Origin of the sequence: Caulobacter sp. DWR1-3-2b1 (assembly GCF_049895765.1) — a bacterium.
Taxonomy (GTDB): domain Bacteria; phylum Pseudomonadota; class Alphaproteobacteria; order Caulobacterales; family Caulobacteraceae; genus Caulobacter.
In genome coordinates this window covers 48111-66335 of sequence record NZ_JAFCSZ010000005.1, presented here as the reverse complement: position 1 = coordinate 66335, position 18225 = coordinate 48111, and the positions used below count along the sequence as shown (strand labels likewise).

Sequence of the window (18225 nt, the reverse complement as noted above, 5' to 3'; positions counted from 1 at the left end):
CGCTTGAGCATTTCCGCCGCGATCCTCGGCTGCGCCGGGACCACCCTTTCGGCCGAAGAAGTGGCCTTCTTCAGGGACGTGAAACCCTGGGGCTTCATCCTGTTCAAGCGCAACATCGACACGCCCGAACAGACTTTGGCCCTGACCCAGGCTTTGCGCGACACGGTCGGCCGACCCGACGCCCCGATCCTGATCGATCAGGAAGGCGGGCGCGTCGCCCGCCTGCAGCCGCCGCACTGGAAGACCTATCCGCCCGGCCGCGCCTATGGCGAGCTGGTCGCCAATGACCCGCTGGTGGCCCGCGAGATCACCCGTCTCGGCGCGCGCCTGATTGCCCACGACCTGCGGGCCATCGGTGTCAATGTCGACTGTGTGCCTGTGCTGGACGTGCCCGATCCGCTGGGCCACGAGATCATTGGCGACCGCGCCTATGGCGACACGCCCGAGCAGGTGGCCACGCTTGGCCGCGCGGCGGCCGAAGGCCTGCTGGCCGGCGGCGTGCTGCCGATCATCAAGCACATCCCCGGCCACGGCCGCGCCCTGAGCGACAGCCACCTGGAACTGCCGGTCGTGAAGGCCAAGCTGGCCGAACTTGACGCCCGCGACTTCGCGCCGTTCCGCGTGCTGTCCGACATGCCGATGGCGATGACGGCGCACGTCGTCTACACGGCCATCGACCGCAAGCGCCCGGCCACCACCTCCAAGAAAGCCATCAAGAAGATCATCCGCGAATCCTTGGGCTTCGACGGACTTTTGATGAGCGATGACCTGTCGATGAAGGCCCTGTCGGGCGACTTCAAGCAGCGCGCCAAGGACAGCCTGTCGGCTGGCTGTGATGTCGTCCTGCACTGCAATGGCGACATGGACGAGATGAAGGCCGTGATGTCCGGCGTCGGCGGTCTGTCGAAGGAAGCGCGCCGTCGCTCGCAGGCGGTGATGAGCCGGCTCGTGAAGGTGGTCGAACCCCTGGATGTCCCCGGGGCCCGCGCCCGGTTCGACGCCGCCTTTAATGGCCGCTTTGCGTGACAACGGGCTTTCAGCCCACGCTAGACTTCGAGGCCGCCAACGAGGCGGCGGAAGACGGCGCGGCGCTGGTCATCGATATCGACGGCTACGAAGGGCCGCTGCACGTGCTGCTGGCCCTGGCGCGCAGCCAGAAGGTCGACCTGCTGCAGCTGTCGATCACCAAGCTTGCCGAGCAGTATCTGGCCTTCGTCCAGCAGGCCCGGCGGGTGCGGTTCTCGCTGGCGGCCGACTATCTGGTCATGGCCGCTTGGCTGGCCTATCTGAAATCGCGCCTGCTGCTGCCCAAGCCTGAACGCGCCAAGGCCGAGGAGCCGCCGGCCGAGGAAATGGCGGCGCAACTGGCCTTTCGCCTGGCCAAGCTGGACGTCATGCGCAAGGCTGTGGAGGCTCTGAAGGACCGGCCGGTGCTGAAGCGCGAGGTCTTCATGCGCGGTGACCCTGGGGCGGTGAAGATCGTCTCGTCGACGCGGCTCGAAGGCGACCTCTATGGCCTGATGAACGCCTATATCACCCAGCGCAAGCGCGAGCACAGTCGCCACTACGCCCCGCGCCCGCCGACCGCCTATCCGCTGGAAGACGCCCGCGACCGGCTACGGTCCCTGCTGCCAAAGATGGAAGACTGGACCACCCTGTCGACCGTGGCGCCCATCGAACGCTATCTGGAAGTGGATGACGGCCCGTCACCGGCCTCCTACATGGCCTCCACCTTGGCCGCGAGCCTGGAGCTGGTGAAGGAAGGTGTGCTGGAAGCGCGGCAGATGGAGGCGTTCTCGGACGTCTATCTGCGCAACCGGGCCGAGCCCGAACCTGACTACGAGCTGGAACCGCTGGCGTGACGATCGATCTCCTGTTCACCGAGCGCTGCATCGAGGCTCTGCTGTTCGCCGCCGCCGAGCCGCTGAGCGATATCGACCTGGCCAAGCGCCTGCCTGAGGGCTGCGATATCCAGGCCGGAATCGCCGCCTTGCGAGCCCGTTACGAGGGCAGGGGGATCGAGCTAGTCTGCGTCGCCAATCGCTGGCGGTTTCAAACGGCGACCGATCTGGCCTTCCTGATGACGCAGGAGCGCGAGGAACCGCGCCGTCTGTCCAAGGCTGCCCAGGAAACCCTGGCGATCATCGCCTATCACCAGCCGGTCACCCGGGCCGAGATCGAGGCGGTGCGCGGCGTTCAGGCCAGCCGGGGTACTATCGACGTCCTGCTGGAGCTGGGTCTGGTGCGGATGCGCGGCCGGCGCCGCTCGCCGGGCCGGCCGGTGACTTTCGGCACCACCGACGCCTTCCTGGAACACTATGGCCTGGCGACTTTGTCCGACTTGCCTGGCGTCACCGAAATGAAAGCCGCCGGTCTGCTGGAGATGAACCTGCCGCCGGGATTCTCGGTCCCCGACCCGCTGGGCCTGCGTCCTGGCGAGGACGAGGATCCGCTGGAAGACGGCGACGAGGCGCCGGAATTTGCCCAGGACTTCCTGGGGGACTTACATCAATAGAGGGAAAGCCCGATGGGCAGCATGTCAATTGCCCACTGGGCCATAGTGTTGGCTTGGCTGGCAGTTATCGGGATACCTGTCGGTATGATTCTGAAGCGGATAGGGTTTTCCGGATGGTGGTCGGTTCTGGCCTTTGTCCCAATTGCCAACCTTGTGGGGCTTTGGGTGCTGGCCTTTGGGCGTTGGCCAATTAGGCCGCTTGGGACGAACCCGTCCGAAGCACCGCTTTGATGGTGTTCTGACGCCATTCAAACGCCTATATCGAAGTGATATTGTAACTGAGCGCTGCACCCGCTATTCGGCCGTGCGGCAAGGAGTTTGATGATGGGCGCTTTTGGACCAATTCACTGGGTCATCGTTGCGATCGTGATCCTCGTGTTGTTCGGCGGTCGCGGCAAGCTGTCGGGAATCATGGGCGACGCAGCCAAGGGCATTCGCGCGTTCAAGGACGGCCTGAAGGACGACACGAGCAGCGAAGTCGCCGACAACAAGGCTACGGGCGCCCTTCCGCGCACCAAGGCTGAAGAAGAAGACCTGCGTAAGTCTTAAAGTTTCTCCGGGCGCGCGGGCGGGGCCCGTCGCGCGCGTCCCATCCACTTCGCGACAGCGGGCCAGCGGCTTGCGTCGCTCTAAGGCGCGTCCATGCTTCCTGATATCGGCGGCTTAGAACTTCTGGTCATTGCTGCGGTCGCTCTGATCGTGGTGGGGCCCAAGGATCTGCCCATGCTGCTGCGCAAGCTGGGCCAGTTTGTGGGCAAGATGCGGGGCATGGCCTCGGAATTCCGCGCCAGCTTCGACGAGATGGCCAGGCAGTCCGAGCTGGACGACCTGCGCCGCGAGGTCGAGGCCATGCGCTCGGGGCAGTACACTGCGCCGCTGCGCGAGGCCGCCGATCAGGCCAAGGACGTTGGCGTCGACCAAGTGTTCGCCGACATCGACGCCAGTCTCAACAGCGGAACCATGCAGGTTCACCCCTATGCCGGCTATCAGCCGCCCCAGCCCTCTGGCGAGCCGTCGATCCTGCCGCCCGGTACGACGGTCGAGCGTGTCGGCGCCAAGCCTCGCAAGCCGCGCGCCGTCAAGGCTGCGGCCTCCAAGGCTCCGGCTATTGTGGAACCCGCCACCGCCAAGGCTCCTGCCCGCAAGCGCGCGCCGAAGACCGAGATCACCATTGAGGCCCCCAAGGCCGCCCGCGCCCCGCGCAAGCGCACAGTGAAGGCTGGCGCCTCGACCTCTTCGGATATTGCCTCGTGACGGACGCTATCGGACACGAACCCGAGGACGAGATCGAATCCTCGCGCGCGCCGCTGCTGGACCATCTGGTCGAGCTGCGCATGCGGTTGATCATCTGCGTGCTGGCGCTGTTCGTCGGCTTTGGCGTCTGTTTCGCCTTCGCCGACCAGATCTTCCTCTTCCTCGTCAAGCCGTTCACGGTGGCCCAGCAGCTGCTGAGCGCCCAGCATTCGGGCGGCAAGCATGGTCCGTTCGACCTGCTGCTGGCCCTTGTTGGCCTCAAGGAGATCCCGCTGGGTCAGACCAAGGCGCTCGATCTGGTCTATACGGCGGCGCTGGAGTTCTTCTTCACCAAGATCAAGCTGGCCGGTTTCGGCGCCGTGGTTCTGACCTTCCCGGTCCTGGCCTGGCAGCTGTATCGCTTCGTGGCGCCGGGCCTGTACAAGAACGAGCGCGGAGCATTCCTGCCGTTCCTGCTCGCCTCGCCGTTCATGTTCTTCCTGGGCGCGGCGCTGGTCTATTTCATCATGCTGCCGTTCGTCCTGTGGTTCTCGCTGAGCCAGCAGGTGCAGACCGCCGGCATCTCGATCCAGCTTCTGCCCAAGGTCAGCGATTACCTCACCCTGGTGACCTCGCTGCTGCTGGCCTTTGGCCTGTGCTTCCAGTTGCCGGTGGTGGTGTCGCTGCTGGGCCTGGCCGGGATCCTCAGCAGCAAAATGCTGCGCGAGGGCCGTCGCTACGCCATCGTCGGGGTGTTCATCGCTGCGGCCATCCTGACCCCGCCCGATCCGATCAGCCAGCTGACCTTGGCCATTCCGATGTGCCTGCTCTACGAGATCGGCATCTGGTGCGTGTGGCTGATCGAACGCGGCAAGGCCAAGGACGAGAAGAAGAGCACCGAGATCGTGGCGGTTTAGTCCGCTAAACCTGTCATCCAGCCCCGGCCTTGAGCCGGGGGCGAAGCGCGCCGAGCCGGGATGACAGCCAGATGGAACAACAAAAGGCCTCCGCCCCGAAAGGGAGCGGAGGCTTTGCTGTTTCAGGCGAGCCCCGTTGGGGGCTCAAGCCGTAGAGCTTAGGCTTGTTGCTTGGTCTGGACAGCCATGGCCTGCAGGCGAGCCTTGGCTGAACGAACGGTGCCACCCACGCAGGCGCGCAGTTCGTTACGGCTGACGTAGTCGCTGGAGGCCTTACAGACGGCTTCGGCGGCGGCCTTGATCTCGGCGTGGATCTGTTCGGTCGACTTGCCCTTCAGCGAGACGCGGACCACCGAGACGGTCTCGCGACGCGCATCGACCTTCACGGCGCCGGTGCGGGCCTTCAGAATGCCGGCCAACTGGCGGTTGGCGTCGTAGGTGGCGCCTTCGACGCAGGCCAGCACCGAGGTCGCCTTCTCGGTGGCGCAGACGGCCTGGGCGGCGGCCTTGATCTCGTTGGTGATCTCGACGCTGTTCTTGCCGGCGAGCGAGACGCGGACCAGGGTGGCGGCGCTCGCGGGGGCGGCGATGGCGGCCGAGACGGTGACGAGGGCGGCGAGAGCGGCGAACTTCTTCACGGTGTAAATCCTGTAAATTCCGGGTGAGGAACGTTGGGTCGTTTTGTTGGCGTTTCCTTTTTCATCTCGGAATTAAATTGAAGTGCAGAAACGGGCTTAATGTTGGTTATCCACTTTCAATGCTTTCGAGGTCTTCGAGAATAACGGCGTTACGGGAATCAGGTTTTCGAAATACATACAGACGTGTTAGGTCGACGCGAGTTCCTGCGATTTCGCAGCGAAGGGGTTGCTGGACGAATCGACCCACCGGCCCTCTGTTGGTCCAAGCCCCTGTTCACGGCCTCGTATGGGGTCCCTGAAAAGGTTGGCGCCTTGACCGACGCGCCTTAGAGAGGGCGCTTCCCTACGCTAGTTTTCGAGCGCTCTGCGATGCACGACATCAAGGCCATCCGCGACAATCCCGAAGCCTTTGAAGCCGCATGGTCGGCCAAGGGTCGCTCGGGCGCGGCCGCCGAGGCCGTGGCCCTGGACGCTCGGCTGCGCGCGGCCCAGACGGCGCTGCAGGTGAGCCAGTCCAAGCGCAACGAAAGCTCCAAGCTGATCGGCCAGGCCAAGGGCAAGAAGGACGAGGCCGAGGCCGCGCGCCTGATGGCCGAGGTCGAGTCCCTGAAGGGCGTCATGGCCGCCGCTTCGGAAGAAGAGGCCGATGCCGGCGCCAAGCTGAAGGACCTGCTGTCGGCCCTGCCCAACATCCCCGCCGCCGACGTGCCGGCAGGCGAGGACGAGGCCGGCAATGTCGAGGTGCGCCGCTGGGGCGACGCCTCCAAGCTGCCCGCCGGTCGCCTGAACGCCCCCAAGGACCACGTCGACCTGGGCGCGGCCCTCGGCGGCATGGACTTCGAAGCCGCCGCCCGCATGAGCGGCGCGCGCTTCGTTGTGCTGAAGGGGCAAATCGCCCGACTGGAGCGGGCTCTGGGCCAGTTCATGCTGGACCTGCAGACAGTCGAGCATGGCTACATCGAGGTGTCGCCGCCGCTTTTGGTGCGTGGAAATGCACTGTATGGCACAGGTCAACTTCCAAAATTTGAAGAAGACCTTTTTAAAATTGCCGAAGTCGTTCCAACGACTGACGGCGGTCACCGACACCTGCTTTTGAGCGGCCAAGGTGCCCGCTACCTCATTCCGACGGCCGAAGTCTCGCTGACCAACATCATCCGCGAGCAGGTTACCGCCGAGGAAGAGCTTCCTCTTCGCATGACCGCCCTGACCCCCAGCTTTCGCTCAGAGGCCGGCGCGTCGGGTCGCGACACCCGCGGCATGATCCGTCAGCACCAGTTCTATAAGGTCGAGCTGGTCTCGATCACCACGGCGGACCAGTCCGAGGCCGAGCACGAACGCATGGTCGGTTGCGCCGAGGCGGTGCTGAAGGCTCTCAACCTGCCATTCCGGACCATGCTGCTGTGCACGGGCGACATGGGCTTTAGCGCGAAGAAAACCTACGATCTTGAGGTCTGGCTTCCCTCGCAGAATACCTTCCGCGAGATCAGCTCCTGCTCCAACTGCGGCGACTTCCAGGCCCGGCGCATGGACGCCCGCTTCAAGAAGGCCGGCGAGAAGGGCACGCAGTACGTCCACACCCTGAACGGCTCGGGCCTGGCCGTGGGCCGCACCCTGGTGGCCGTGCTGGAGAACTATCAAGACGAGAACGGCCGGATCACCATTCCCGAGGTGCTGGTTCCCTATTTGGGCGGCGTGACGCATATCGGGGGCGAGAAGTGATCCTTACGCCTAACTGTCCTTCTCCCCATGCGGGAGAAGGTGGCCTGCGAAGCAGGTCGGATGAGGGGTTTACCAACCTTGTCCGCGCGATCCCTCATCCGTCGCTGCGCGACACCTTCTCCCGCAAGGGGAGAAGGGCATCGTGAGAATTCTCCTCACCAACGACGACGGTATCCACGCTCCTGGCCTTGTCACGCTTGAGAAGATCGCCCGCGCCTTGAGCAACGACGTCTGGATCTGCGCGCCGGAATACGAGCAGTCGGGCGCCAGCCGGGCCCTGACCCTGGCCGATCCGCTGCGGGTGCGCCGTATCGACCCGCAACGTTTCGCCGTCGAGGGCACGCCCACCGACTGCGTGATGATGGCCGTGCAGCAGTTGATCGACGGCCCCGCGCCGGACCTGGTGCTATCGGGCGTCAATCGCGGCCAGAACCTCGCCGAGGATGTCACTCTCTCGGGCACAGTGGCCGGCGCCATCGAGGGCATGGCCCTGGGGATCCGGTCGATCGCCCTGTCCCAGGCCATGACCTATTTCCACGACGAGGTCGTCGCCCACTGGGAGACCGCCGAGACCTACGCTCCTGGAATAATCCAGCGCCTGCTGGAGGTGGGCTGGCCGGCCGACGTGATCATGAACGTCAACTTCCCGCCGCTGCCGCCCGAGCAGGTCACAGCGGTCGAGGTCACGCGCCAGGGTTTCCGCGACGGTCACCTGCGCAACTGGGACAAGCGCACGGACCTGCGCGGCCGCGACTATTACTGGATGGGCTTCGTCAACAAGGCCTCGAACCCGGCCGAGGGCACCGACCTGAAAGCGGTCTATGACGGCAAGATCTCGGTGACGCCGCTGCACATCGACCTGACGCACAACGAGACCGTCCATGCCCTGAAGGGCGTGCTGGGCGGCGCGCCTCCCAAGCAGCGGGTGGACGCATGACCGGCAAGGCCAAGGCCGTGGCGGCCGCCGATCTGCCCCGCCTGATGAAGGCCCTGCGCGATCAGGGGATCACCGATCCGCAGGTGCTGTCGGCCATCGAAAAGACGCCGCGAGACCTGTTCACGCCGGACCTTTTCAAGGAACGCTCGTGGGAGGATTCGGCCCTGCCCATCGCCTGCGGCCAGACCATCAGCCAGCCCTATATCGTCGGCCTGATGACCCAGGCCCTGACCATCGAGCCGCGCTCGCGCGTGCTGGAGATCGGCACGGGGTCGGGCTACCAGACGACCATCCTCAGCAAGGTGTCGCGCCTCGTCTATACGATCGAGCGCTATCGCACCCTGATGAAGGAGGCCGAGGCGCGGTTCCATAAGCTGGGTCTGACCAATGTCATCACCAAGTTCGGCGATGGCGGCGAAGGTTGGGCCGAACAAGCGCCGTTTGACCGTATTATGGTCACGGCCGCCGCCGAGGATGATCCGAAACGACTGCTGTCCCAGCTCAAGCCCAACGGCGTCCTCGTGGCGCCGATCGGGAAGGGGCCGGTGCAGAGCCTTCGCCGATATGCGGGCGACGGCAAGGGCGGCTTCAAGGTCGAGGCGCTATGCGACGTGCGGTTCGTGCCGCTGCTCGACGGCGTGGCCCGCGACCAGTGAAGCGGGAAATGGGGCGAGGCTTGCGCGGCGCTCTTGCGGTTAATGATTGATTTACCCTCGCGGGGCCGTCTGGTCTTCCGTGAGGAAAGGAGAGGCTATGAGGCAGTTGTGGACGCGCGCGGCGGTGATCGCCCTGACGGCTGGAACGCTCGCCGCCTGCGAGACGACCTCGTCGCCGCAGTATCCCGCGCGAGACGGGCAGCCGAGCGGACCCGCTCCAAGGGCGCAGACGCCCAACTTCCCGATCATTCAGGAAGCGCCGCTCGACACCACGCCGCAGCCTTCAGAGACGATTCGTCGCGAGTCGATCCCGGTCGAGGCCGCGCCGCCCGCGCCGACCTATAACGAACCCCCGGTCACCCGCACCGAACTGCCCGCGCCCGTCTATTCGCCGCCACCCCCGGCCCGGGTCCGTCCGGCCGCGCCGACCATCGTCACGACCGTTGGCGGTCCCGTGGTTGATGTCCCCGGCAAGCCGCAGTCCCACGTCGTGGCGTCGGGCGACGCCCTGGACACCATCGCGCGTGGCTTTGGCGCGACTCGCGCCGAACTGGTCAAGCTCAACGATCTGGAGCCGCCGTACCGCCTGAAGCTGGGCCAGAAGATCGTCGGCCCGGCCGGCCCCAAGTCCAAGGCCTATGTCGTTCAGACGGGCGACACGATGTTCGCCATCGCCAAGCGCTTCAGCGTCACGGCCGCGGCTTTGGCTGACGAGAACGACCTCAAAAGCGGCGCGGCCATCAAGCGCGGCCAGAGGCTGCAGCTGCCCGAGGGCTACAAGGACAAGGGGCCTACCAGGACCGCCATCGCCGCGCCGCCTTCCAGCGTTCCGACGACGACGCTCGCCGGCGCGACGCCGACGCCGGCCACCCGCCCCGTCGAGACGCCGCGCGGCTCGACCCCGACCATGACCCAGCCGGCCTCGACGCCGTTCGCCAGTTCGGCCAGTGTCACCACGACGACGACCAGCGTCACCGGCTCGGTGGTCAGCGTAGCGGGTCCGCGCCAAGTCTACACGGTGAAGTCGGGCGACACCCTGACGGCGATCGCCAAGCGCTTCGACATGAGCGTCAAGGAACTGGCCGACGCCAATGATCTGGACGCCGACAAGGCGCTGAGGCTGGGTGCAAAGATCAAGGGTCCGGCGACGACGGCCAAGGCCTATGTCGCCCAGACCGGCGACACCCTGACCGCCATCGGCAAGCGCTTCAACGTCACCCCCAAGGCGCTGGCCGCCGAGAACGACCTGAAGACCACGGCGTCCGTGAAGAAGGGCCAGAAGGTTCTTCTGCCCGACGGCTACAAGGATAAGGGTCCGATCAAGACAACGACAACAAGGCCCGCCGCTCCGTCGACGACGTTCGCCCAGGCGCCTTCCCCGGCTCTGGCTCCGGCGCCGACCCTGGCCCGTGTGGAGCCTCCGGTGACCACGCCGGCCGCGCCGATCCCCTATCGTCCGGGCCCCTCGACTCCGCGTCCCAGCGGTCCGGTCGCTGCCATGCCGGTCAGCCCGCCACCGTCGACCTCTGTGCGTCCGATCATCGAAAGCAGCGCCGCCCCGACCGAGGCTGAGATCATCGCCTCGGGCAAGGGTCGCTTCTCGTGGCCCCTGCGCGGCGACATCATCTCCAGCTTCGGGGTCAAGGGCACGGGTCAGCGTAACGACGGCCTGAACATCCGCGCAAATGCCGGAGCGCCGGTCGTATCCGCCGCCGACGGCGAGATCGCCTATGCCGGCAATCAGGTCCCGACCTTCGGCAACCTCGTGCTGGTCAAGCATGCCGACGGCTGGGTCACGGCCTATGCCCACCTCGGCTCCACCGACGTGAAGATGCGCCAACAGGTGTCGAAGGGGCAACAACTGGGCACTGTGGGTTCGACCGGCGGCGTCAACGAGCCCCAGCTGCACTTCGAAATGCGCTATGCGCCGACGGTCAAGGACAAGGCTCGCCCGGTTGATCCGGGGCTGGTCCTGCCGCGCTAGTGGATAGAACGCGACGCTTGAGTCCCTCTGGAAATCGCTCGATCCCTTTCCCAAGAAGGATTTAGGCGGGTTCCAAGCGACTGAACCTCACCACTAGAGACTACAGACGGCTCGCCTCAAGACAGGCGGGCCGTTTTGCTATTTGCGCCAGCGCCAGCCCCAGGGCTTGTCGCTCTTGCGCCAGACCAGCACGATGAAACCGACGGTCAGGCTCACGCGTACGGCGATGCCGAGCCAGGGGCGAGGCTGGGTGAGGGCCTCGGGCAGAGCTGACAGGCCGATCATCACGGCCATGAACAGGATGAAGGCCGCCCAACCTTCCCAGCTGCACGGCAGACTCGCGCCGTAACCGTATTGCTTGGTCCGAAACCACGGCTTGGCCATGGGGTGCTCCGGGTTGATTTCTGGCGGCCATTATATGTCAGGCGGCAGGGCCACGTCCAATGTCGGAACGCCCGCTCCGGCGCGCTGCGTATTCGAGCGCGCCACCTCCCCCGTTTCACGGGTGAGGAGATGAAGAGCTTCTCCTCCCATGCGAAGCGGGGGAGGTGGCGTGGCGCGAATACGCGACGTGACGGAGGGGGCGTCCCAGCGCCAAACGCCTACCCTGGCAAGCTCTTCCCCAACTCTCCCGCCAGATCGCGGATAAACTGCCACGCCACGCGACCCGAGCGCGCGCCGCGCAGCTGCGACCACTGCAAGGCCCGCCGGTCGAGGTTCTCGACGACCAGATCGAAGCGCTCGGCATAGACGCGGATGGCCTCGAGATAGGTCGGCTGGTCCATCGGCGGGAAGCCGATCCACAGGCCGAAGCGGTCGGAGACGCTCATCTCCTCCTCGGCGTCCTCGGCGGCGGCGATGGCGCCCTGGCTTTCGACGTGGTCGCGCGGCATCAGGTGGCGGCGGTTGGAGGTGGCGACGAACAGCACGTTCTCCGGCGGGCCGGCCACGCCGCCCTCCAGCGCTGACTTCAGGGCCTTGGCCGCCGCTGCGCCGTCCTCGAACGACAGGTCGTCGCACAGCACCACGAAGCGCTCGCTCCGGCCGCGCAGCAGATCAAACAGCGGGGGCAGGGCGGCGATCTCGTCGCGATCCACCTCGACAAGCTTCAGGTCGGCGTGGGCGGCGCTGACGGCCATGAAGGCGGCCTTGGTCATCGAGCTCTTGCCCGTGCCGCGCACGCCCCACAGCAGAACGTGGTTGCAGGGCAGGCCGACGGCGAAGCGGGTCAGGTTCTCGACGAAGCGATCCTTCTGCCGCTCGACCCCGACCAGCAGGTCCAGGGCCATCGGATAGTCGGGGGCGGCAACGAAGGCCTCGCCCGCGGAATCATGCCGAAACAACCGCGCGCCGGCGAAATCCGGCGGGCTCGGCGCGGCCGGCGCCAGGCGCTCCAGAGCGTCGGCGATGCGGGCGAGCAGGGCGTTTTGGGCGTCGATCATGGCGCGGTCCTAACCTCGCCGCGCCGTCATTGCAAAAGCGGAGGTGAACGCATAGCTTCCGCCGACTTGGCGAGACCCCATATGGAGGCTTCGACCGCAGAAATTTTGGAGACGTTATGCCCGGTGGCCTGAACGCGCAGCTTATGCAAATCGCCCCCATCATCCTGATGGTGGTTCTGTTCTACTTCATGCTGATCCGTCCGCAGCAAAAGCGGGCCAAGGAGCATAAGGTGATGCTCGGCAATCTGAAGCGCGGCGACAATGTCGTGCTGTCCAGCGGCATGCTCGGCAAGATCGTGCGGGTCGAGGACAAGGAAGTCGGCGTCGAGATCGCCCAGGGCGTGACCGTCAAGGTCGTCAAGGGCATGATCACCGAAGTCCGCACCAAGGGTGAACCCGCCCCGGCCAACGACCCCAAGAGCTGATTTCCTGGAGCGGGACCGTTCCTACAGAACCGGGCCCGCTCCGGAACTTTCTGATTTTACGCATTTTCCTCACGCGAACCGGCATCCGCTTCGCTCGAAAATGCTCTAAAGCGCCTACAACAAGACGCCGCAAGGCGTCGTCCAGAGCCTGTAATCCATGCTGACACTGTCCCGCTGGAAGATCATCGTCGTCACCCTGGCGGTGATCTTCGGCCTTGTCTTCACCCTGCCGAACCTGTTGCCGCAACGGGCGCTCGACGCTCTGCCCGGCTGGGTTCCCAAGCAGAAGCTCAACCTGGGCCTCGACCTTCAGGGCGGATCGTATCTGCTCATGGAAGTCGATATGGCCGCGCTGCGCCGCGAACGTCTGACCAATCTGGTCGAAGACGTCCGCACCAGCCTGCGGGGCGAGCAGATCGCGTTTGGTGAGCTGCGTGAAGCCGGTGGCGTGATCAGTGTGCGTATCGCTGACGCCGCCAAGGTGAGTGACGCCGCCAACCTGCTCCGGCAGTCGGTCGGCTCGCCATTGGTCGGCGCCGTCGGCGGTCGCGACATCTCTGTCGCCACGCGGGATAACCAGCGGCTGGAAATCAGCTTCGTGGCCGAGGCCGCCAAGGCCGACGCGGCGATGGCGGTCGAGCAGTCGATCGAGACCATCCGTCGCCGAATCGACAGCCTGGGCACCAAGGAACCGACGATCACCCGCCAGGGCACTGACCGGATCGTCATCCAGGCGGCCGGTGAAAGCGATCCCGAAAAGCTGAAGTCGGTAATCGGCAAGACCGCCAAGCTGACCTTCCAGATGGTCGACGAAGGCGTCACCGCCGAGGACATGGCGGCGGGGCGCATCCCGCCCGGCTCGGAAGTGCTGCCCAGCGAGGACGGCTATGTGCCGGCCTATGCAGTGCGCAAGCGCGCCGTGGTGTCGGGCGACGAGCTGACCGATTCCCGCCAGACCTTCGATTCCCAGAGCGGCAACCCGGTCGTCTCGTTCAATTTCAACGGCCAGGGCGCGCGCAAGTTCGGCGACGCCACCGCGCGCAATATCAACAAGAAGTTCGCCATCGTCCTGGATGGCAAGATCATCTCGGCGCCGGTCATCAACAGCGCCATCACCGGCGGATCGGGCATCATCACCGGCAATTTCACGCCGGAGAGCGCTTCGGAGCTGGCCCTGCTGTTGCGATCGGGCGCTCTGCCCGCTCCCTTGACGGTCGAAGAACAGCGCACCGTCGGCGCCGAGCTTGGCGCAGACGCCGTGAGGGCGGGGGCGATCTCCACCCTGGTGGCCTTCGTCACCATCGTGGCCTTCATGCTGCTGGCCTATGGCCTGCTGTTTGGCGGCATCGCGGTGATCGCCCTGCTGATCAACGGCATGTTGATCGTCGCGGCCATGTCGCTGACCCAGGCCACCCTGACCCTGCCCGGCATCGCCGGCCTGATCCTGACTTTGGCCGTGGCTGTCGACGCCAACGTGTTGATCTACGAGCGGATGCGCGACGAGGCGCGGGCCGGAAAATCGGCGATCATGGCCGCCGACGCCGGCTTCTCCCGCGCCATGAGCACGATCATCGACGCCAACGTCACCACCCTGGTGGCGGCCGGCATCATGTTCGCCTTCGGCGCTGGCCCGGTCCGCGGCTTTGCCTGGACCCTTTCGATCGGCGTGTTCACCTCGGTGTTCACCGCCGTGCTGGTCAGCCAGCTTCTCATCGGCTGGTGGTTCCGCGCCGCCCGCCCCAAGAAACTTCCGATCTGAGTGAGCGCACCCATGGCCTGGCCCCTGATCAAGCTGCTCCCGCAGAAAACAAACCTTACCTTCGTCAAGTTCGCGCGCCTGATGGCCGCGATCAGCGCCATCCTGGTGGTCGCCTCCCTGGTCAGCGTGTTCATTCCCGGATTGAACATGGGTATCGACTTCAAGGGCGGCTCGGTCATGGAGGTTTCGACCGCGCCCCGCGCGGTGGACCTGGCCAAGGTGCGCACCACGCTTGAAGCCCAGGGCCTGGGCGACGTTCAGGTTCAGGCCTTCGGCGCGCCAGACCGGGCGCTGGTGCGGTTCCAGACCGCTGTCGGCGCCGACGCCGGCGCGACCCTGACCAACGTCAAGACCGCCCTGCGCCAGTCGCTGGGCGATCCCGTCCAGTTCATCAATCCCTCGGCGGTGGGCCCCAAGGTTTCCGGCGAACTCTTCCGCAGCGGGATCATCGCCCTGGCCCTCGCCGTCGGCCTGATGTTCCTCTACATCTGGTTCCGCTTCGAGCCGCAATTTGGCCTGGGCGCGGTCGCCGGCCTGTTGCACGACCTGATCCTGACCTTCGGCTTCATCGTGCTGTTCAGGATCGAGTTTGGCCTCAACACCGTGGCGGCGCTGCTGACGGTGATCGGCTATTCGATGAACGACACCGTGGTCGTGTTCGATCGCCTTCGTGAGAACCTGCGCAAGTACAAGAGGATGCCATTGGGCGAAGTGATCGACCTGTCGATCAACGAGATCCTGTCGCGCACCATCATCACAGGTGTGACGGCTGTCATGGCTCTGGCAGGCCTGGCGGTTTTCGGCGGCAAGGCGCTGTTTGGCTTCTCGGTGGTGATGATATTCGGCATCATCGTCGGCACCTATTCGTCGATCTATGTCGGCGCGCCGATCATCCTGCTGTGGGGCGTCAAGCGCGGCGAGGAAGAGGCGACGCCGATCAAGCTCGGCGCGGCCTCGCGTCCCTGATGGCCGAACCGCGTCGCCCGCCTTCGATTGACGCCTGGGGTGGTGGCGGCTTTCGGGTCTCCGGCGACTGGCGTCCCGGCTCGCTGCTGATCATCGACGACAAGCCGCGCGTCTGGACCGCCACCGCTCTGGCCGAGCTGACGCCCGGCGACTTCGCCGAGGTCTTCGCGGCCGGCGGCGCGGTCGAGTTCGTGTTGCTGGGCGGGGGCCTGGTCAACGCCATGCCGCCGCGCCCCATCCGCGACGCCCTGAAGGCGGCCGGGATCGGTCTGGAATTCATGAGCACCGAGGCCGCAGCCCGCACCTACAACGTGCTCGCCAGCGAAGGCCGGCGACTGGCGGCGGCGCTGATAGCGGTCTAGCGAACGTCGTTTCGAGGCTTTGCCCGACTCTGCGAAGAAGCTTATAGCTCTGTCAAAGACACAGGCTCAGGGGGCTGACAATGGTCGGACTGCTTTCCAATTTCCGCAATACGTTCATCGCCAGCAGCATTCTGGCGCTGGTGATCGTCTTCGGTTTCGGGCACGGCCCGCACGGTTTCGACGGCGCCTATTTTCAGGCGGTGTTCCGTTGGTTGCACGTCTTCTTCGGCATCCTGTGGATAGGTCTGCTGTATTACTTCAATTTCGTTCAGATCCGCGTCATGCCGCAGATCCCGGCCGAGCTGAAGCCCGCGGTCTCCAAGTATATCGCTCCGGAAGCGCTGTTCTGGTTCCGTTGGTCAGCTCTGGCCACCTGGGTCATGGGCGTGGTCCTGGCCGTCAATCGCGGCTATTTCGCCGAAGCGATGACGTTGGGCATGTGGGGCGGCTATGAGCGCGGCGTCGACATGGGCTTCACCTTCATCGGCCTGGGCATGTGGCTGGCGACGATCATGTTCATCAATGTCTGGGGCGTGATCTGGCCAAACCAGAAGCGCGCGCTGGGTATCGTCGAGGCGGACGCCGACACCAAGGCCAAGGCGGCGAAGATGGCCATGCTGTTCAGCCGCATCAACACGCTGCTGAGCCTGCCGATGCTGGCGACCATGGCGATGTATCAGACGCTGTTCGGCTGAACCCCGATCAAAATCGTGTAAGGGAAGGGTCCGTCGAGGAATCGGCGGGCCCTTTTCGTTTGAAGACCCATGGCCGACACCGAAACCCTCGACGACCTTGTCCGCCGCGTCGATCCCGACCGCTGGCTGGCCAGCCGCTTCATCGGCGACCTGAAGGCGCGGGCCGATGTCATCGCGCTCTACGCTTTCAATTACGAACTGGCTCGCGTGGCCGGCGGGGTCTCCAATGCCCTGATGGGCGAGATCCGCCTGACCTGGTGGCGCGAGGCCATGGAAGAGATCGCAGCCGGCAAGACGCCGCGTAAACATCCCAATGTCGAAGCCATTGCCGCCTCGGGAATCGATCCTGTGGCCCTGGCCGCCATGGTCGAGGCCCGTTTCGCCGACCTGGACGACACGCCACCGAGCGACGAGGGCAGGGCGCTGGCCTATATCGACTCCACCGCAGGGGCCTTGGCCGTACTGGCCGCGCGGCGCCTCGACCCGTCCGCCGACCCGCACGCCGTAAAGGGCGCCGCGCGGGCCTATGGTCTGGCGGGCCTGTGGCGGTTGAAACAGTTCGGGCGTTCTCGCTTGCCGGAGAGCTGGACGCAGGCCGATCTGGCGCGCCGCGTGGCCGAACAACTGAGGGCTGCGCGCCGCCAGCTCAGGGGCCTGCCCGTCAACGCCTTCCCGGCCATCGCCCCGGCGGCGCTCGCCGGCGCCTATGTTCGAGGTCGCGACCCCGGCGAATTCGAAAAAAAGGCCCGCCTTACTTGGGCGGTGGCGACGGGCCTTCTGTAGGGTTTTCTGTCGACGACCACGCCCTGATGGCCGCCCGCCGGCCATTTTCATGTGGCAGTTTCGTGTCAAAAAAGAGACGTGATTACAAAGGCTTGAGCGGTAACAATCGGAAACACGACTTGCGTTGTCGCACTGCGGCATAGTCCCTAAATGGTACATGAGGCTTAAGCGGTCGAAAAACCGTCATTGGCCAGAGCAAAGGTTTTTCGTGTCGGCTTCGGCTTATTTTCAGCACACGGTCGCAGGACCGGTGATCTTCGCGGGGATTGGCCTGCATACGGGCGAGCATGTCCGTATCGCGGTGCGTCCAGCCGCGATCGACGCCGGGATAGTCTTCGTGCGCACCGATGTCCATGACCGCGACAACCGGGTGGCCGTGAAGCCCGAGGCAGTCTGCCAGACCCAGCTTGGCACGGTGATCAACAACGCCGACGACGTGCGGGTCTCGACCATCGAGCATCTGATGGCCGCCCTGGCCGCCCTGTCGATCGACAACTGCATCGTCGAATTGGACGGTCCCGAGGTTCCGATCATGGACGGCTCGTCCGAGCCCTTCGTGCAGATCCTGGATCGCGCCGGCCGCCGCAAGCAGGAAGCCGCCCGCAAATATATCGAGATCCTCGAGCCGATCCTGGTCGAAGAGGGCGACAAGCGCGCCAGCCTGACCCCGTCGGATCGTTTCGAGGTCGCCTTCGAGATTGCCTTTGGCAGCAAGGCCATTGGCCGCCAGCGCGTCGATCTGACCGTGGACGAGGAATCGTTCCGGGCCGAGCTCTCCAACTGCCGGACCTTCGGCTTCTTGCGCGATGTCGAGGCTCTGCGGGCCATCGGTCTGGCGCGGGGCGGCTCGATGGACAACGCCGTCGTCATCGATGGCGACCGGGTGCTGAACCCGGAGGGCCTGCGCCGCGCCGACGAATTCGTGCGCCACAAGGCGCTGGACGCGGTGGGCGATCTCTACGTTCTGGGCGCGCCGATCATCGGCCGTTTCGAGGGTGTTCTGGCCGGTCATGGCCTCAATAACGCCGTGGTTCGGGCGTTGCTGGCCCAGCCGCGCGCCTGGCGCCTGCGCACCCATGCGCTGGAACTGGCCGAGGCTGTCTAGATAAAGCGCGACCGGTTGTTGTCGGCCTTCGCATTTGCGCCCAAAGCGGCGTGGTGTAGAAGCCTTGCAACGCGCCGAGGCGCGCGTTT

At 65.4% G+C, this 18225-nt stretch carries 20 protein-coding genes; 17 read left to right on the top strand and 3 right to left on the bottom strand.

What is annotated here, in order from left to right; translation table 11 throughout:
• The first annotated feature begins 3 nt into the window (after positions 1–3).
• From nagZ to tatC, 6 genes are all read left to right on the top strand, one after another.
• Positions 4–1026 carry a beta-N-acetylhexosaminidase gene (gene nagZ / locus ACP69S_RS06795; protein WP_425995815.1) on the top strand — a complete coding sequence of 341 codons (1023 nt, stop codon included), beginning with the start codon at positions 4–6 and terminating at the stop codon, positions 1024–1026.
• The gene (locus ACP69S_RS06790) at positions 1023–1862 is read left to right on the top strand and encodes a segregation and condensation protein A (RefSeq protein ID WP_425995814.1); all 840 of its coding nucleotides are present in this window, start codon (positions 1023–1025) and stop codon (positions 1860–1862) included. The genes nagZ and ACP69S_RS06790 overlap by 4 nt, the downstream gene beginning before the upstream one ends.
• A complete protein-coding gene (scpB, locus tag ACP69S_RS06785; RefSeq protein WP_425995813.1) occupies positions 1859–2515 on the top strand; it encodes an SMC-Scp complex subunit ScpB in 657 nt (218 codons plus the stop codon). The genes ACP69S_RS06790 and scpB overlap by 4 nt, the downstream gene beginning before the upstream one ends.
• 324 nt (positions 2516–2839) lie before the next feature.
• Positions 2840–3064, top strand: coding sequence for a twin-arginine translocase TatA/TatE family subunit (gene tatA / locus ACP69S_RS06780; protein ID WP_425995812.1), 225 nt, complete (start codon positions 2840–2842; stop codon positions 3062–3064).
• 93 nt (positions 3065–3157) lie between these two features.
• Entirely contained in the window at positions 3158–3769 is a 612-nt protein-coding gene (gene tatB, locus ACP69S_RS06775) for a Sec-independent protein translocase protein TatB (protein WP_425995811.1), read from the top strand.
• On the top strand, positions 3766–4665 hold the full coding sequence (gene tatC, locus ACP69S_RS06770; RefSeq protein WP_425995810.1) for a twin-arginine translocase subunit TatC: 900 nt from the start codon (positions 3766–3768) through the stop codon (positions 4663–4665). Before tatB ends, tatC begins: the two co-directional genes overlap by 4 nt.
• A gap of 158 nt (positions 4666–4823) precedes the next feature.
• Here the strand turns inward: tatC and ACP69S_RS06765 are convergent, their stop codons facing one another.
• A complete protein-coding gene (locus ACP69S_RS06765) occupies positions 4824–5303 on the bottom strand; it encodes a hypothetical protein (RefSeq protein WP_425995809.1) in 480 nt (159 codons plus the stop codon).
• A gap of 369 nt (positions 5304–5672) precedes the next feature.
• Between ACP69S_RS06765 and serS the strand changes: the two genes are divergently transcribed.
• The 4 genes from serS to ACP69S_RS06745 all read left to right on the top strand — a co-directional run bounded on the left by serS (position 5673) and on the right by ACP69S_RS06745 (position 10599).
• Positions 5673–7022: a serine--tRNA ligase gene (gene serS, locus ACP69S_RS06760; RefSeq protein ID WP_425995808.1), complete on the top strand. Its 1350-nt coding sequence runs from the start codon at positions 5673–5675 to the stop codon at positions 7020–7022.
• 142 nt (positions 7023–7164) lie between these two features.
• The gene (gene surE, locus ACP69S_RS06755) at positions 7165–7959 is read left to right on the top strand and encodes a 5'/3'-nucleotidase SurE (RefSeq protein ID WP_425995807.1); all 795 of its coding nucleotides are present in this window, start codon (positions 7165–7167) and stop codon (positions 7957–7959) included.
• Positions 7956–8615, top strand: coding sequence for a protein-L-isoaspartate(D-aspartate) O-methyltransferase (locus tag ACP69S_RS06750; protein WP_425995806.1), 660 nt, complete (start codon positions 7956–7958; stop codon positions 8613–8615). The genes surE and ACP69S_RS06750 overlap by 4 nt, the downstream gene beginning before the upstream one ends.
• A 97-nt stretch (positions 8616–8712) precedes the next feature.
• Positions 8713–10599, top strand: a complete 1887-nt coding sequence (locus ACP69S_RS06745) for a LysM peptidoglycan-binding domain-containing protein (protein WP_425995805.1) — start codon at positions 8713–8715, stop codon at positions 10597–10599.
• 138 nt (positions 10600–10737) lie between these two features.
• Here ACP69S_RS06745 and ACP69S_RS06740 read toward each other — a convergent pair whose 3' ends face one another.
• Both ACP69S_RS06740 and ACP69S_RS06735 read right to left on the bottom strand, forming a co-directional pair.
• Positions 10738–10983, bottom strand: coding sequence for a hypothetical protein (locus tag ACP69S_RS06740; RefSeq protein WP_425995804.1), 246 nt, complete (start codon positions 10981–10983; stop codon positions 10738–10740).
• A gap of 218 nt (positions 10984–11201) precedes the next feature.
• Positions 11202–12041, bottom strand: coding sequence for an ATP-binding protein (locus tag ACP69S_RS06735; RefSeq protein ID WP_425995803.1), 840 nt, complete (start codon positions 12039–12041; stop codon positions 11202–11204).
• Between the two features lie 116 nt (positions 12042–12157).
• On the opposite strand from ACP69S_RS06735, the gene yajC reads away from it, so the two are divergent.
• The 7 genes from yajC (at position 12158) to lpxC (ending at position 18136) form a co-directional block, all read left to right on the top strand.
• A complete protein-coding gene (gene yajC, locus ACP69S_RS06730) occupies positions 12158–12466 on the top strand; it encodes a preprotein translocase subunit YajC (RefSeq protein WP_425995802.1) in 309 nt (102 codons plus the stop codon).
• Between the two features lie 157 nt (positions 12467–12623).
• Entirely contained in the window at positions 12624–14225 is a 1602-nt protein-coding gene (gene secD, locus ACP69S_RS06725) for a protein translocase subunit SecD (protein ID WP_425995801.1), read from the top strand.
• Positions 14226–15191, top strand: a complete 966-nt coding sequence (gene secF / locus ACP69S_RS06720) for a protein translocase subunit SecF (protein ID WP_425995800.1) — start codon at positions 14226–14228, stop codon at positions 15189–15191.
• Entirely contained in the window at positions 15191–15553 is a 363-nt protein-coding gene (locus ACP69S_RS06715) for an Mth938-like domain-containing protein (RefSeq protein WP_425995799.1), read from the top strand. Before secF ends, ACP69S_RS06715 begins: the two co-directional genes overlap by 1 nt.
• Before the next feature lie 80 nt (positions 15554–15633).
• Positions 15634–16248 (top strand): urate hydroxylase PuuD, encoded by a 615-nt coding sequence (locus tag ACP69S_RS06710; protein ID WP_425995798.1) that lies wholly within the window; start codon positions 15634–15636, stop codon positions 16246–16248.
• A 69-nt stretch (positions 16249–16317) separates the two neighbouring features.
• Positions 16318–17031, top strand: coding sequence for a squalene/phytoene synthase family protein (locus tag ACP69S_RS06705; RefSeq protein ID WP_425995797.1), 714 nt, complete (start codon positions 16318–16320; stop codon positions 17029–17031).
• Positions 17032–17239: 208 nt separating this feature from the next.
• Entirely contained in the window at positions 17240–18136 is an 897-nt protein-coding gene (gene lpxC / locus ACP69S_RS06700) for a UDP-3-O-acyl-N-acetylglucosamine deacetylase (RefSeq protein WP_425995796.1), read from the top strand.
• The last annotated feature ends 89 nt before the right edge of the window (positions 18137–18225 follow it).

Coding starts and splice junctions, on each gene's coding strand:
- tatA (WP_425995812.1), top strand. CDS start 2,840: ATGGGCGCTTTTGGACCAATTCACTGGGTCATCGTTGCGATCGTGATC.
- tatB (WP_425995811.1), top strand. CDS start 3,158: ATGCTTCCTGATATCGGCGGCTTAGAACTTCTGGTCATTGCTGCGGTC.
- serS (WP_425995808.1), top strand. CDS start 5,673: ATGCACGACATCAAGGCCATCCGCGACAATCCCGAAGCCTTTGAAGCC.
- ACP69S_RS06750 (WP_425995806.1), top strand. CDS start 7,956: ATGACCGGCAAGGCCAAGGCCGTGGCGGCCGCCGATCTGCCCCGCCTG.
- ACP69S_RS06745 (WP_425995805.1), top strand. CDS start 8,713: ATGAGGCAGTTGTGGACGCGCGCGGCGGTGATCGCCCTGACGGCTGGA.
- ACP69S_RS06740 (WP_425995804.1), bottom strand. CDS start 10,983: ATGGCCAAGCCGTGGTTTCGGACCAAGCAATACGGTTACGGCGCGAGT.
- ACP69S_RS06735 (WP_425995803.1), bottom strand. CDS start 12,041: ATGATCGACGCCCAAAACGCCCTGCTCGCCCGCATCGCCGACGCTCTG.
- yajC (WP_425995802.1), top strand. CDS start 12,158: ATGCCCGGTGGCCTGAACGCGCAGCTTATGCAAATCGCCCCCATCATC.
- secD (WP_425995801.1), top strand. CDS start 12,624: ATGCTGACACTGTCCCGCTGGAAGATCATCGTCGTCACCCTGGCGGTG.
- ACP69S_RS06715 (WP_425995799.1), top strand. CDS start 15,191: ATGGCCGAACCGCGTCGCCCGCCTTCGATTGACGCCTGGGGTGGTGGC.
- ACP69S_RS06710 (WP_425995798.1), top strand. CDS start 15,634: ATGGTCGGACTGCTTTCCAATTTCCGCAATACGTTCATCGCCAGCAGC.
- ACP69S_RS06705 (WP_425995797.1), top strand. CDS start 16,318: ATGGCCGACACCGAAACCCTCGACGACCTTGTCCGCCGCGTCGATCCC.